Raw genomic sequence first — 15493 nt, forward strand, 5'->3', positions numbered from 1 at the left:
TACGTCTGCCATACTGGATGCACGGTCTGTGATTTGAGCGCCTGCCTATAAAACCATTGGCCAATACGGCGTATACGCCTCACTGTCGCGAGCTTACAAACTCAGGCGCCGCTACCGCGCAAAATTAACCCTGTGTCCAAGGTAGACCCGCCGCCTGCCAACCATTTTTACTCCCGCGATGACTCTGCGCGTCTTTGTCGCCTTCAAAACCTTCTAAAATATTCATTGCCGCAGTGTAACCATGCTCGGCGGCCAGTACCGCAGCCTCATGCGAGCGCGCCCCCGAGCGGCATAAAAATAGCACCACCGCTTCTGGATCAACTGCGGCTTTGAGTTGCACCAAAAAGTTTGGATTATTTGCCATCGTCGGATAAGTTTTCCATTCGATCATCTCGGCGCCAGGCACCACGCCCACAAACTGCCACTCGGCATGCGTGCGAACATCAACCAACTGCACACTGGGTAGACTTTGCAATAAAGTCCACGCTTCGCTAGGGGTGACGATGCCAGCGTAAGGTAACCCTTGGCTCATGGCACGAGAACGCGCATTTTGCAAAATTTCATTATTTTGGCTCATCAAAATCCCCTTTTTTATACATTCATCGAGTGGTCTATTTTAGCGGCATGTCTTACGTTACAGCTACATTTATTGACGCACCAAATCAGTGCAGCAAACCAGTGCGCGCACTAAAAAAATACACAAAAGTAAGTCCGCGACAGCAAAAAGATGTGGCACAATAGATTGCATGTAAGATTTTGCTTGGCACACTTTGTGCTTGTAATCACTGCAACAGCATTTAATGCCGTTTTATCCCACTTTTAATTTTTGTTCATACTCGTCCTACAGGAGCGACAACATGGCGGTAGCCGACGTTCTCAAGCTTATTAAAGAAAACGACATTCGTTTCGTTGACTTGCGCTTCACCGACACCATCGGTAAAGAGCACCACGTAACTGTTCCTTCTCACGTCGTTGATGAAGAATGGTTCGAAGCGGGTCACGCTTTCGATGGTTCATCGATCGCCGGCTGGAAAGGCATTCAAGCTTCCGACATGCTGTTGTTGCCAGATCCTGCAACAGCCAATATCGATCCATTCTTTGATGAGCCAACGCTGATCATGACTTGCGATGTGATCGAGCCAGCAACCGGCAAAGGTTATGACCGTGATCCACGTTCATTGGCCCGTCGCGCTGAAGCTTATTTGAAAACTACCGGTATCGGCGACACTGCTTACTTTGGTCCAGAACCAGAATTCTTTATTTTTGACAGCATCCGTTGGAACACGGATATGTCAGGCTCGTTCGTAAAAATCGGTTCAGACGAAGGCGCTTGGGCGACTGCTGACGAAGTTCAAGGCGGCAACTTAGGTCACCGTCCACGCGTTAAAGGCGGCTACTTCCCAGTACCTCCAGTAGACAGCCATCAAGACATCCGCGCCTCTATGGTGTTGATCTTGGAAGAAATGGGCGTGCCAGTTGAAGTGTTCCATCACGAAGTTTCAAACGCAGGTCAAAATGAGATTGGTACTAAATTCTCAACTTTGACACAACGCGCTGACTGGACTCAAATCCTGAAATACGTGGTGCACAACGTTGCCAACCAATACGGCAAAACAGCAACGTTTATGCCAAAACCAATCGTTGGCGACAACGGTTCAGGCATGCACGTTCACCAATCAATCTGGAAAGACGGCAAAAACTTGTTTGCTGGCAATGAATACGCTGGTTTGTCTGAAACTGCCCTGTTCTACATCGGCGGTATCATCAAGCACGCTAAAGCATTGAACGCGATCACCAACCCAGGCACGAACTCGTACAAACGTTTGGTACCGCATTACGAAGCACCGGTTAAATTGGCTTACTCGGCTAAAAACCGCTCTGCATCGATCCGTATTCCTCACGTTGCGTCTGAAAAAGGCCGTCGTATCGAAGCGCGCTTCCCAGATCCATTGGCAAACCCATACTTGTGCTTTGCTGCATTGATGATGGCAGGCTTGGATGGTATCCAAAACAAGATTCACCCAGGCGATCCAGCGGACAAAAACTTGTACGATTTGCCACCAGAAGAAGACAAATTGATCCCTACAGTTTGCTCTTCACTGGACGAAGCTTTGGCCGCACTCGATGCAGACCGTGAATTCTTGACTCGTGGTGGCGTATTCACCAATGAGTGGATCGACTCTTACATCGAACTCAAAATGAACGACGTAAATCGTTCACGCATGAACGTGCATCCAGTTGAATTTGATATGTACTACTCATTGTAATTTTTAGGGCGGATAGCTCCGCCCCAAAAATTGAAGCAAAACCCGCACTCAGCCTCGCTGATGCGGGTTTTTTTATGGCTAACGATCGTAAGGCAAGGGTTCAACCGCGCCACCGGCGGCTATCGCTGCCGCACTAGCCACAAAGAAAGGTTTTTTTGCGCGCAAGACCGGATAAAAAAATGCCGCTCACTTGACTTAAGTGAACGGCATTGGGTTTTTGTCGCGATTGAGGATTAGCCTCAATTAATCATTCTTTTCTAGCTCGAAATAGAAAAATTCACTGGTACCATCATCGTTATCACTGGCGATTGCGCCTTTGATTTCGTCTTCTTCGCTACTAATGATCGCCAAAGATTCCGCTTTGGTAATCACAACGCGACCGCCTTGGTCGAGCAAGGGTACTGACGTTGGCGTCAAATTAAGTACCACACCGTCTTTCAGTTTTTCCAATGGAATGACACCAATGAAGCTACCCAAAATTTGGCCATCGTTGTATGAGTCGCCAGTGGCTTCCACTGAGGCGGTGTAAACCAAACTGTTATTTTTCGCCCAGAAGTCGCCGCCAGACAGGCCCGCTTCAAAGTTCGCCACGACTGGCAAAGTCACTTTGAAAGTGTCTACTTTGCTGAAGGTTTCTAGTTTATTGAACATATATTCAATCAACTCATGCTGCTTCACAGCAAAAATCAGATTGCCGCCACCATTGCCACGGTTGAAGATGTACGCTTTGCCGTTGCCCAGTGCCACGCCTTCAATATTGAGTTCTGCAATACCCGCTGCCGTTTTCAGCTGCGTGTATAAGCTAGTCAGGCTACGCTCATGTTTGCTAATGCGATCGCTAGAAAGCAAAAAGCCCACCTCGCGATTTGATTTACTGCCCGAGCCTAGCGTTAAGCTCCAAGTTTGTTTGCCTTGGCGAAATTGCGCTAAGGCTTCAAAGTCAGGTTTTACTTTTTTATTGATCCGGCCCGTAACTGGGTCGATTGGATACTCCTTAATCAACTGTTTATCAGTGATATAGAAATTCTTATCGAGTTCAAACAGCCATTGAGCATCATCACCCACCGCATAGAAAAAACCATTGCGATAATTCAGGCCAGAAGCCGATGGCAGATCACGGTTGATGTGAGCTTGACCCAACTCCAGTGTGTAGCTTTCGGCATTGGCGTGCAGGGCAAAAGTAGCTGCGAGTGTTGCGGCGAGAAGATGTTTAAGCATGGTGTCCTTACTCTATTAGACGTAAAAATATAAAATTGGGTTGTTTTATCGCGCCAAATAATGACTCAAATATTACATTTTTTTACATAATTGTGTGTATTATTTCCATTGCTTTCTATAAAATCTTACTAATCGCTCATCAATACAACAGGGTGAGTTGATTTAAATTTTTAATCTAAATTAATGGCTTACGCCATACCTACGGTATTGATGTATTTTGCTTGAGCTCTTTTTTTGTAAAGCTTAGCGAGCAATACCTCTGACAATTCCTATGCCTCGTAAAGCAACAACCTCTGCATGATTGTGTTGGTTTGATGAAGAAAAATAGTCAGATTCCTGAATTAAATTCGCCAAGTAAGCAGTAGCAAGGCAAGATGCTGGGCGACCTGATGTAGATCCGCTCGTTTATAAATTAAAGCCCTAAATTATGACAATGAAATTTAATGGCATTAATCTGTATACGCTGCGCAAATCCGCAGCCAAGAGCCAAAACGACATGCGCAAATATTAAATATTGCGGGTGAATGGATGGTTTTGTTGGGTAAGAAAATGGCGTTGACCGACGACGCAGATTTGCTCGGCTATTGCACGAAGCGCATGTATTCGTGCCGCAAACGTTTGCTGATCAGCGTGCAGCAGCAGATTTTCTAGATGCGCATACAGCGCGTTTTGCCAGTGTGTCGTGGTAAAGGCTTTGCGCTCCTATCCAAATAAGATCTCGCGCCACTGCCACCATCAGCTGTACTACTAACGCTTACGCTATTCACTGATATTTTAACCGCAGGTAGATCGCCTTATCAGGCCGCCGCGAGTGGACGTATTGAAGTGATCTGCAGAGCAATGTTGATGTTAAAAATCAGTTTGATCTGTGACTGCACAAATTAAATTCGATATCGCAGTTGTAATAGAACCACGCATTATTTATTTAAACCAAGGGATTACTATGTTCAAAATTGGCACGGCTTTGGCAGCCGTTCTTGTCTTTCAATTGGCTCAAGCGGCATCACTAGAAGCTATTCAAAAAAGTGGCCAAATTGTCATTGGCGTAAAAGACTCTTCGCCGCCATTCTCACAACTCGATGTTAAAACCCGCGCCCTCAAAGGGTATGACATTGACTTTGCCTTGGGAATTGCCAAGCGCTTGAAGGTGAAGCCTGTGTTTAAAACCTTAGAGTCAGACGATCGTATTCCTTGGGTTAAAGAAGGTAAAGCGGATATTGTCATCGCGGATTTAGCGCGGAGCGCGGAGCGCGAGAAAGAAGTCGCTTTTAGTACCGGTTATTTTGTAACTGATACGCGCATTCTGGCCAAAAAAGGGCGCTTTAAATCTGAAAGAGATTTAGCAGGCAGCCAAATTGCGCTGACTTCGGCATCCAGCTCGGTCAAATTAATGCGCAAGTCCTTCCCCGATACTAAACTCGCTGAATTTGAAGATAAACCAGAAATGTTAAAGGCGGTATTGGCGGGGGTTGTCGACGGAATGTTGGGTGACGGGCCAGTGATGACCGCCACATTGGCGCAAATTCCTGCAGCACAGCGTAGTCAATTTGAGGTGAGTGATTTTGCGTTGGATACGAAAACCTTTGGTGTCGCTATGCCCAAAGACGAAAAAACACTACAAATTGCAGTGAATAATGCGCTCGTCGATATGGAGACCTCAGGTGAAGCTCAGGCGATCTTTAATCGCTGGTTTGGCCCGCAAAGTAGCCAACCAATGGGACGAATTTTTAGAATTAGCCCAAGCCGAAATTAACTCGCACCAATCGCTTCCTCAATTTAATACGGCTAAGAAAAAACCGGACCTCAGTGGCCTCGTGCCGTTCACTTAAGAGCAAGTGAGCGGCATTTTTATTGCCATTGCTTCGCCACACAGCATCAAAACAACAATATATGACTTACTATACCCACAACTTTAATACACGCTGACGCAAACTCATATCTATACTTATACAAAACATACCATACCGATAAAAATGAACGCTCATACAAAAACCATGACTGCTGGCCTATTTTTGGTCAGCTACTTATTTGCTGGTGTGTTATCCATTCAACTCGGGACAATCAATCCTGGCAATATGGGCTTAATTTGGCTGGCCGCAGGGATTGGCTTATTTACCGTTTTGCAATTAGGCCGCATTGGCCTTGTCATCGTTTACGTTGGCAGCTTTGCCATCAATACACCGTATTTATTTCATGGCCACTGGCAACATCAAGTGGCCAGCATTTTAATCAGCGGCGGTATTTTTGCTGGGATTGACACATTGCAATCCTATTTAGCAGCACGCGCCTATCAAGCCCTAGCCAGCCAATACGGCAACACCATGTGGCGACAACCCACGGTATTACCTAAGATCTGGCTCCGAGTCTGCTTTATTCCTGTTGCTGTGACCATGCCATTATTTATCGCATTGCAAACTTCAGCGGGCTTAATCCCAATAAACTTAGACTCCATCTTAATTCGCGGCATGATTTTAATGCTGGCAGATTCCTCAGGGCTTATTTTATTTGTCCCGCTCTACCCCTATCTGAAATCAGGCACTTTAATTAAAGAGCTATTAAAATCAATTTACTTTCTCATCATTATCCCGATCCCAATCATTATCAATTATTTCATTCTAGATCGAACCTTAATTTTATTACTACCACTCATGCTGTATATTGCAGTGCGTTTCAAAATGGCGGCAACCAATGTCTCACTACTACTCATTACATTAATGTGCATCGGTTTAACCGCAAAAGGCTATGGATTTGTAAACACACAAAATATTATTATTTCATTATTACAAATCCAAATCTTTGTGTTTTCTATTACATTAGCTTTACAATATTTAGCACAAACGCAAACACAAATTATGCATAACCAAGCTTATTTAGAGCAAGAGGTGAAGTCACGAACTGAAACACTCGCGCAACTCAATCATGAATTAAGCATTCTTGCCACGACGGACGAGCTCACCCAACTAAGTAATCGTAGGGAGTGGCAATCCAAAGCTCACGCGAGTTTTTTAAATGCTTTGCGCTATCAAAAAAATCTGAGCTTAATGATGATCGACGTGGATCACTTTAAAAAAATTAATGATCAATACGGGCATTTATTTGGTGATCAGATATTAAAACAAATCGCACAATTATGTATGCTCAATACCCGTGCCACCGATTTAGTCGCTCGCTGGGGTGGCGAAGAGTTTGTGGTTTTACTACCTGAAACCACGCTGGAGCAAGCTAAAATTGTTGCCGAAAAAATAAGGTACGCCATTGCCAGCAACGCATTTTCTCAGGCAGACAATCTACAACTCACCACGACAGTGAGTATCGGCTTGTCCAGCCTAGTTGCGCATGATCAATCGTTAGATGATTTACTCTCGCGCGCCGACAATACGATGTATTTGGCTAAAGCCAAGGGTCGCAATTGCATACAAGCTGATACATCTACAATAACGGACAGCAGTGTGGCCTAAAATTATATTTGCGGATTGCCTAATTGTAGGCAAAATAGCAACTTCACCTTCATCTGATCATCATGAGCTCACTCAAAAAACCGCGAATCACCATACACTATTGCACTCAATGCAGTTGGTTACTGCGCAGTGCATGGCTAGCCCAAGAGTTACTCTCAACTTTTGCTTTTGAATTAGGCGAAGTGGCATTACAACCGGGCACGGGTGGCGTATTTTTAATCCATTGCGATGAGGTTTTAGTCTGGGATAGAAAAATTGAAAACGGTTTTCCTGAGGCTAAAATTTTAAAGCAAAGGATTAGAGATTTGATTGCGCCCGATAAAACCTTAGGACATTCGGATAAAACCAACAATTAAATTCATTTGTATTACATTTCACCGCCCGCTGATTAGGCACAAAGCGCAGGCCTGTGATACCTTTCTGATATGCACTCAAAACGACTGATTGGCCTTCTATTTCTCTGCAATATGGCACATGCTGATATCTACAAATATGTAGATAGTAATGGCAATGTGACATTTACTAATTCACCCATTAAAGGTGCGGTACGCATCATGAGTGAATCGCAACCGGTAGCCAACCCAGTTCGGCGAAATAACGAGAGCGTTAAATCGCCTCGAGTCGCGATTCCTTCTCCGGTGAATTTCCCTAAAGTGGATGCGGCAACCCAAAAAAGTCGCGATAGTAATCGTAAATTAATTTTAGAAGAAGAGCTGAGCAGTGAGCGCGAGCTATTGAGCAAAGCTAAAAAGAATTTGCAAGATGCCGATGCCAATCGCTCCGCAGTTGAGCAAGCCAATCCTAAACTGTATCTAGAACGCATTGGTCGCCTACGCGAAGCCATTGTGATGCACGAAAAGAACGTCTCCGCACTTCAAGCCGAGCTAACCCGAGTGCGCTAATGCGCCATAAAAGGCGTAGCAGCACCAATATTGTGCAAAGATGAATCGTTTTAGCCGCTGAACATGCTAAAAAGCTGGCCTAAATTTTGCTTTAGGTCATCAATCTCTGCGCGACAATTCGTCTTTTTTAAATCAGCTGCTATCCGATGGAGCCGCATATGAGCCACCCTACTTTTGCTGGCCTCGATTATCTCGATGCGGCCGTCTTAGCGGTCGATCAGGACGGTTATATTCGCTACGCTAATCCGGCAGCGAATAGTTTATTTAATGTAAAGCCACACGAACAACAATCGTTAATCCATTGTTTTGGTGAGAACTCACCTTTAGTTTTTGCCGCACAAACGGCATTAGAAAAACGCATTTCAATCACTGAGCACGAATTAGTGGTGTTTGGTATTGAGGGCGAAATGTATGTCACGCTCGATGTCACCCCTATTGAATCAACCGCGGCGGCAGTATTGCTAGAAATACGGCGCATTGATCAACAACGCCGCATTATTAATGAAGAGCGATTACAAGCACAGCAACAAGCCAATCGCGAATTAATTCGTAATTTGGCGCATGAAATTAAAAACCCACTGGGCGGCATTCGTGGCGCAGCCCAACTATTGGCGCATGAATTACCCGACCCGCAGCTCAAAGAATATACCGATGTGATTGTCGATGAAGTCTCTCGCCTACAAAGCTTACTTGATCGCCTCCTCACGCCACATCGTTTACCGCAGCTCAAAGAGTTGAATATTCATGAGGTGTTAGAGCGTGTACGTAGCCTTGTTTTGGCAGAAACGCCCAATGGCTTGGCGGTAAAACGCGATTACGACACCAGTATTCCAACTTTAATTGCCGATAAAGAGCAATTAATTCAATCCGTGCTCAATATTGTGCGCAATGCCATCCAAGCCATGTCCAATATTGGTGAAGTGATCTTACGCACCCGCATTGCCCGTCAAGTCACACTCAATCGCCAACGCTACCCTTTGGCCTTACGTATCGACATTAGTGATAACGGCCCCGGCATCCCTGAGCATTTGAAAGAAACGCTATTTTATCCGCTGGTTTCTGGCCGTCCCGGCGGCACCGGTATCGGCTTACATTTAGCACATACCTATATTGCTCAGCATCACGGCGTGATTGAATTTGAAAGCCGAGCAGGACACACCACATTTAGCCTTTTCTTACCCCTTAACGCATGGCAAGACACAGGAAGCACATCATGAAACCAGTTTGGGTGATTGACGACGACAAATCGATTCGCTGGGTGTTTGAAAAAGCACTCAGTCGCGAGCAAATTACCCATACCACCTTTGCTTCTGCTACCGAGGCGCTGCTTCGCTTACAAACCGAGCGCCCACAAGCAGTGGTGTGTGATATCCGTATGCCCGGCGAATCGGGGCTCAGTTTTTTAGAGATGATGACACGCGAATGGCCCGATATTCCGGTGATTATCATGACCGCGCATTCCGATTTGGATAGTGCCGTTTCGGCCTTTCAAGGCGGAGCATTTGAATATTTAGCTAAACCATTTGATGTCGACCAAGCGATTGCGCTCATTCGCCGCGCCATGCAAGAGAGTGAAACGCTCAGCCCAAACCACGAAACGGGCTCTGCAGTCCCTGAAATGCTTGGCCAAGCGCCAGCCATGCAAGACGTGTTTCGCGCCATTGGCCGCCTCTCGCACTCGGCCGCGACGGTGATGATTACCGGTGAATCTGGCAGTGGTAAAGAACTTGTTGCCCGCGCACTACATCGACATAGCCCGCGCGCTAGCAAAACATTTGTCGCCATCAATAGCGCGGCCATCCCTAAAGATTTATTAGAGTCTGAATTATTCGGTCACGAGCGTGGTGCATTTACTGGGGCCGACGCTAAACGCATTGGCCGCTTTGAACAAGCCGAAGGCGGCACGCTATTTCTTGATGAAATTGGTGACATGCCGTTTGATTTACAAACTCGTTTATTACGGGTGCTGTCGGATGGTTTTTTCTACCGCGTTGGTGGTCATCAACCGATTAAGGCCAATGTTCGGGTCATTGCCGCAACACATCAAGATCTTGAGGATAGGGTCAAAGAAAAATTATTTCGCGAGGACCTTTATCATCGACTCAATGTGATTCGTTTGCGCTTACCGGCACTGCGCGAACGTAAGCAAGACATTCCGCTATTGGCGAAGCATTTTCTCTCGCAGTCGGCACAAAACCTCGGCGTGGAAATCAAACGCCTGAGCGACGCCGCGATGCAGCAGCTAACTCAATATCATTTTCCGGGTAATGTGCGGCAACTCGAAAACATCTGCCATTGGATTAGCGTGATGGCACCGGGGCAATGCGTTGAAAGCAATGACTTACCCCCAGAATTGCGTGCTGCACCGCAAGTGACCAATCAACTCGTTGGCGACTGGCAGTCGTCCTTAGCTGCAGAAGTGCAACACCGCTTGCAACGCGGTGACAGCCGAATTTTAGACAGCATGATGCAGGACTTTGAGCGCACCGTGATTGAGCAAGCCTTAGCTCAAACTGGGGGTAAACGAATAGAAGCCTCAGAATTACTTGGCTGGGGACGCAATACCCTCACCAGAAAAATCCAAGAGCTGGGAATCGATGAGCATAGCGCCTAATTCCAGCGCGACGCAAAACCCACACACGCAATAGCGCGCTTTAGGCTGCAGACACTAAAGTGATATGCAATAAAAAAGCCCGAGGATTTTCTCCTCGGGCTTTTTTGCAGCATGGCGGCATTGAATGACTTAACGAATTTCGAAAATTTTGCCAAAGTTCGCAATATCGAGCACTGACTTCACGGTGCCTTTACAATTGACCAACGTAATTTTCTTGCCTGCTGCACGCTCATTGAGTAACAGCAACATCCCCAAGGCGGCTGAATCCATATAATCCACTGCCGAAAAATCGATCTCGATATCAGAGAGGCCAGGATGCTGTAAAGCCGAGGTCGTTGCGTGTTTAAACTCACGATGAAATTCAAACGTAAAATTGCCATTCAAAGCTAAGATGGCGCGGTTATTATCAAAGCGTACATTCACTTGCATAGACCTACTCCAAAAACGTTGATGACTGTATGTACAATATAGTCTAGCCAGAGAGAAGACTTATGCAAAGCTTGCAATCAAAAAAAGCCCGCCAATCTACACATTATTTTTCAACGAATGCACGCTCAATCACATAATCACCCGGCTCACCGATTCGTTTAGACACTTTAAAGCCCAATGAGTCTAATAGATTACAAGTGTCTTCTAGCATCGCTGGGCTACCACACAGCATTGCGCGGTCGGTTTCAGGATTAAGCGGTGGCAAACCGATATCTTCAAATAATTTACCTGAAGTAATTAAATCGGTGAGACGGCCTTGATTGCGAAATGGCTCACGCGTCACAGTTGGGTAATAAATTAATTTATTGCGCACTTCTTCACCAAAAAATTCATTATTTGGCAATTCATGCTCAATATAATCCGCATAGGCTAATTCGCTCACCGTGCGAACACCATGAATCAAAATAATTTTATCGAATTTTTCATACGCTTCAGGATCTTTAATCAAGCTCATGAAAGGCGCTAAACCGGTACCAGTACTGAGGTAATACAAATGTTTACCCGGTTTTAAGTCTGACAATACCAAGGTGCCGGTTGGTTTGCGGCTGACTAATAATTTATCGCCTTCTTTTAAATGCTGCAGGCGCGAAGTTAATGGGCCGTTTTGCACTTTAATACTGAAAAATTCGAGCTCTTCTTCGTAATTGGCACTGGCAATTGAATAAGCACGCATCAATGGCTTGCCATCCACTTCCAAACCAATCATCACAAATTGGCCATTTTCAAAACGCAGCGATTCATCGCGCGTTGTGGTAAAGCTAAATAAAGTATCATTCCAGTGACGAACACTTAGCACTGTTTCATGGGCAAACTTAGACATTTAACTTCCTTCAAAAACACTCACCACCAAGACGCAAAGGCACAGCAAAAAGCAGCAACGGGCTAACAAACTGGGCCGATTTATGTGCTATTGATCTCTGCGCTGGTTCAAATTATTAAGCTTTCAACGCTGCTTCTAATTCAGGAATCACGGTAAATAGATCAGCAACTAAACCATAATCGGCCACCTGGAAAATCGGTGCATCCGCGTCGATATTTACCGCCACAATGACCTTACTGTCCTTAATCCCGCCCACGTGCTGCGCTGCGCCCGAAACGCCAAAAGCCATATACAGCTCAGGCGCAACCACGGTACCGGTTTGACCAACTTGGCTATCATTAGGGGCCATGCCAGCATCCACCGCGGCACGAGTGGCACCAATGGCCGCGCCGAGTACATCAGCCAACGGCGTGAGTGTTGCTTTAAAGCCTTCGGCACTACCAAGTGAACGACCACCGCTAATTACCACTCGCGCTGTTGCCAGCTCTGGGCGATCAAGCTCAACCAAATCGCGGCTTACCCACGTGGTTTGTCCGGTCTCGCCGGTTGCCGTTAATGTTTCCAGTGCCGCAGCACCACCGGTCGCGGCAACGGCTTCAAACACCGTTGGACGAATCGTCAAAATCCGTAAACCGGCTGGGGCAACAACGGTGGCATTGATGTTGCCAGCGTACATCGGCCGCACAAAGGTCGTGGCATTAATAATTTGAATGACTTCAGACACCATCGCCACATCAAGCAATGCCGCAGCGCGTGGCAATACATTTTTACCAAAGCTGGTGGCTGCAGCGATTAATGCTGAATAATTGGCGGCGAGTTGCACCAATAAAGGAGTGAGGTTTTCTGCCAAGCCATGAGCATACGCCGGCCCATCCGCATGCAGTACCTTGCTCAGGCCCTCAATCTTTGTGGCCTCGCTAGCAATACCTGCCACATCATTGCCCGTCACCAATAAATGGACTTCTTCGCCCAATTGGCTCGCAGCGCGAATCGCCGAGCGGGTAGCGGCTTTAATACCGTGGCTGTCTAATTCAGCAATCACTAAAACGCTCATGGCAACACCTTCTCTGCTCGCAATGCAGCGACCAACTCGGTCACATTATTTAAAATTTTCCCCGGCTTACGTGCTGGCGGTTCAGCAATCTGTAATACCGTTAACACTGGTGCGCTGACGGCAAAATCGGCAGCAGGCACAGTCTCAATCGGTTTTTTCTTCGCCATCATCAAAGCGGGCAGTTTAATAAATCGAGGTTCATTCAGGCGAAGATCAACGGAAATCACCGCAGGCAATTGCAACGACACAGTTTCCTGACCACCATCGATCTCACGCACCACGGTAGCGCGGCCGTCAGCGAGCTGGATATTTGAAGCAAATGTCGCTTGCGACCAATTTAATAAGCCAGCCAACATTTGCGCGGTTTCAGCCGCGTCATCATCAATCGCTTGTTTACCGGTGAGCACCAAATCAGGCGTTTCACGCTGCGCGATGGCTTGTAAGTATTTAGCGGCGGTTAAAGGCTGCACCACACTCGGGGTCTCGATCAAAATGGCTCGATCCGCGCCCATTGCCAAAGCGTGACGTAATACATCTTGATTGGCGGCAGTGCCAACTGCCACCACCACCACTTCGCTGGCTACACCGGCTTCTTTCAAGCGAACCGCGCCTTCGACGGCATTTTCGTCAAAAGGATTGATGCTCATTTTGACATTGCTAAGCTCGACATCCAAACCGTCTTGGGTTGGCCGTGGCCGGATTTGATAATCAACGACCCGTTTAATGCTGACTAAAATTTTCATGGTGCTTCCTGCAGGCTGCGAATTGACTACCATCAACGCGCGCGATTATAGAACAATTGCCATTTTGCAGAAGATTGTATTCGGCGGTAAACTATATGTAAAACACATTATTATTATAAACATATTCGATTTTACAGATATAGAAGCGAGATTGAGATGCAAGAACGCGACGTCATGGAATACGATGTGCTGATTATTGGTGCAGGCCCAGCGGGTTTAAGCTCGGCCATTGCGATAAAGCAGCTCAACCCCGAAATTTCAGTCTGTATTTTGGAAAAAGGCGCGCAAGTGGGCGCGCATATCTTGTCTGGCGCGGTGATTGATCCGGTTGCGCTCAATCAGCTGATTCCCGATTGGCAACACCGCGCGCCGCAATTGGCGACCGCAGTCAGCCAAGACGAATTCTTTTTACTCGATGAAGATACCGGCATTAAGATTCCACAAATCTTACTGCCACCTCAATTACACAACGATGGCTGTTTTATCGTTAAGCTGGGCGAAGTCTGCGCTTGGCTTGCCAGCGAAGCTGAAAACCTTGGCGTTGAAATTTATCCCGGCTTTGCCGCCGCCGAAGTATTGTACGACGACGCAGGCGCCGTCATGGGCGTGGCCGTTGGCGATATGGGCATCAATAAATTAGGTCAACATAAAGCCGATTACGCGCTCGGCATGGCAATTCACGCTAAATACACGCTGTTTTGCGAAGGCGCGCGCGGCTCACTCGCTGGCGATTTAGAAAACAAATTTGCTTTACGTAAAGACGCCGATCCGCAGCATTTTGGTCTTGGCGTCAAAGAAGTATGGCAAGTTAAACCCGAACACCATCACCTCGGCTTAGTGCAACACGCCCAAGGTTGGCCACTCGACAACAGCACCAGCGGTGGCGCGTTTATTTATCATTTGCCCGAGCATCAAGTGGCCATTGGTTATGTGGTGCATTTGAATTACCAAAACCCAACGCTATCACCGTTCGAAGAATTACAACGCTTTAAAACCCATCCAAAAATTCGTGGCACTTTCGCTGGCGCCAAACGCATTGCTTACGGCGCGCGTGCGATTGCCGAAGGTGGGCTGCAATCCTTACCCAAAATGACCTTCCCTGGCGGGATTTTGCTTGGCTGCTCAGCGGGATTACTCAATTTCCCGCGCATTAAAGGCACGCATAATGCGATGCTGTCAGGCATGTTAGCCGCCCCAGCTATCGTAGAGGCCATTGCCAACGATCGGCAGCGCGATGAACTGATTGCTTTTAATACCGCTTTTGCACAATCAAGTATTTGGCAAGAACTACAACAAGTGCGCAATATCAAGCCAGCGATCTCTAAACTCGGTACTTTGGCGGGTACGATGTATGCCGGTGCAGAGCTTTGGCTATCTAAGTTAGGGATCAATACCCCTTGGACATTACGCCATAGCACCCCAGACAATACCACGCTCAAACGCCTTAACAGCGTTGCAGCGATTCATTACCCCAAACCCGATGGCGTACTGACATTCAATAAGCTCGATTCTTTAATGCTGGCCAATGTCTCGCACGATCACGATCAACCCAGCCATTTACAATTACGCGATACCTTAATCCCGATTACCGTTAATCTGGCTCAGTATGGCTCACCAGAAAGCCATTACTGCCCTGCTGGCGTGTATGAAATTATTCAACACCACGACGCTCCGGCCTTGCAAATCAACGCGCAAAATTGCTTGCATTGTAAAACTTGTGACATCAAAGACCCACAGCAAAATATTCACTGGGTACCACCCGAAGGCGGCGGCGGACCTTTATACGGCGCCATGTAGTTCAACCCCACCCCACCCCGCACCATCCAGCCATTTGGCGGCAAATAACATCCTACGAGGATCATTGCCGCCGAATGCGCGCCAGCAAATAGCTTACACACACAAAACACACGCCGAAAAAATTAGCAATA

Annotated in this window: 14 protein-coding genes and 1 pseudogene; 9 read left to right on the top strand and 6 right to left on the bottom strand. The window is 46.8% G+C overall.

Annotated elements, in window-relative coordinates; all coding sequences use genetic code 11:
• Positions 1-124 precede the first annotated feature (124 nt).
• Positions 125-577 carry a rhodanese-like domain-containing protein gene (locus HQN60_RS01480; protein ID WP_173532022.1) on the bottom strand — a complete coding sequence of 151 codons (453 nt, stop codon included), beginning with the start codon at positions 575-577 and terminating at the stop codon, positions 125-127.
• Between the two features lie 280 nt (positions 578-857).
• On the opposite strand from HQN60_RS01480, the gene glnA reads away from it, so the two are divergent.
• A complete protein-coding gene (gene glnA, locus HQN60_RS01485) occupies positions 858-2267 on the top strand; it encodes a type I glutamate--ammonia ligase (RefSeq protein ID WP_173532023.1) in 1410 nt (469 codons plus the stop codon).
• Between the two features lie 243 nt (positions 2268-2510).
• Here the strand turns inward: glnA and HQN60_RS01490 are convergent, their stop codons facing one another.
• Complete coding sequence (locus HQN60_RS01490) at positions 2511-3485, bottom strand: DUF6929 family protein (protein ID WP_173532024.1); 975 nt, start codon at positions 3483-3485, stop codon at positions 2511-2513.
• A 943-nt stretch (positions 3486-4428) separates the two neighbouring features.
• On the opposite strand from HQN60_RS01490, the gene HQN60_RS01495 reads away from it, so the two are divergent.
• From HQN60_RS01495 to ntrC, 7 genes and pseudogenes are all read left to right on the top strand, one after another.
• Complete coding sequence (locus HQN60_RS01495; protein WP_173532025.1) at positions 4429-5238, top strand: transporter substrate-binding domain-containing protein; 810 nt, start codon at positions 4429-4431, stop codon at positions 5236-5238.
• A 220-nt stretch (positions 5239-5458) separates the two neighbouring features.
• A complete protein-coding gene (locus HQN60_RS01500) occupies positions 5459-6943 on the top strand; it encodes a sensor domain-containing diguanylate cyclase (RefSeq protein WP_173532026.1) in 1485 nt (494 codons plus the stop codon).
• Positions 6944-7005: 62 nt separating this feature from the next.
• Positions 7006-7299, top strand: a complete 294-nt coding sequence (locus HQN60_RS01505; protein WP_173532027.1) for an Rdx family protein — start codon at positions 7006-7008, stop codon at positions 7297-7299.
• A gap of 111 nt (positions 7300-7410) precedes the next feature.
• A pseudogene (locus tag HQN60_RS16415) lies at positions 7411-7485 on the top strand (DUF4124 domain-containing protein); the annotation flags it as partial.
• Positions 7486-7497: 12 nt separating this feature from the next.
• The gene (locus tag HQN60_RS01510) at positions 7498-7845 is read left to right on the top strand and encodes a hypothetical protein (protein ID WP_254456661.1); all 348 of its coding nucleotides are present in this window, start codon (positions 7498-7500) and stop codon (positions 7843-7845) included.
• Positions 7846-8003: 158 nt separating this feature from the next.
• Complete coding sequence (gene glnL / locus HQN60_RS01515) at positions 8004-9062, top strand: nitrogen regulation protein NR(II) (protein ID WP_173532029.1); 1059 nt, start codon at positions 8004-8006, stop codon at positions 9060-9062.
• Positions 9059-10459 (top strand): nitrogen regulation protein NR(I), encoded by a 1401-nt coding sequence (ntrC, locus tag HQN60_RS01520; protein ID WP_173532030.1) that lies wholly within the window; start codon positions 9059-9061, stop codon positions 10457-10459. Before glnL ends, ntrC begins: the two co-directional genes overlap by 4 nt.
• Before the next feature lie 129 nt (positions 10460-10588).
• Here the strand turns inward: ntrC and HQN60_RS01525 are convergent, their stop codons facing one another.
• The 4 genes from HQN60_RS01525 to HQN60_RS01540 all read right to left on the bottom strand — a co-directional run bounded on the left by HQN60_RS01525 (position 10589) and on the right by HQN60_RS01540 (position 13565).
• Positions 10589-10888: an STAS domain-containing protein gene (locus HQN60_RS01525; RefSeq protein ID WP_173532031.1), complete on the bottom strand. Its 300-nt coding sequence runs from the start codon at positions 10886-10888 to the stop codon at positions 10589-10591.
• Between the two features lie 103 nt (positions 10889-10991).
• Positions 10992-11768: a ferredoxin--NADP reductase gene (locus HQN60_RS01530; protein WP_173532032.1), complete on the bottom strand. Its 777-nt coding sequence runs from the start codon at positions 11766-11768 to the stop codon at positions 10992-10994.
• 115 nt (positions 11769-11883) lie between these two features.
• The gene (locus HQN60_RS01535) at positions 11884-12822 is read right to left on the bottom strand and encodes an FAD-binding protein (RefSeq protein WP_173532033.1); all 939 of its coding nucleotides are present in this window, start codon (positions 12820-12822) and stop codon (positions 11884-11886) included.
• Positions 12819-13565, bottom strand: a complete 747-nt coding sequence (locus tag HQN60_RS01540) for an electron transfer flavoprotein subunit beta/FixA family protein (RefSeq protein ID WP_173532034.1) — start codon at positions 13563-13565, stop codon at positions 12819-12821. Before HQN60_RS01540 ends, HQN60_RS01535 begins: the two co-directional genes overlap by 4 nt.
• A gap of 156 nt (positions 13566-13721) precedes the next feature.
• On the opposite strand from HQN60_RS01540, the gene HQN60_RS01545 reads away from it, so the two are divergent.
• The gene (locus HQN60_RS01545) at positions 13722-15362 is read left to right on the top strand and encodes an electron transfer flavoprotein-ubiquinone oxidoreductase (protein WP_173532035.1); all 1641 of its coding nucleotides are present in this window, start codon (positions 13722-13724) and stop codon (positions 15360-15362) included.
• Positions 15363-15493: the final 131 nt, after the last annotated feature.

The organism is Deefgea piscis (assembly GCF_013284055.1).
GTDB lineage: Bacteria > Pseudomonadota > Gammaproteobacteria > Burkholderiales > Chitinibacteraceae > Deefgea > Deefgea piscis.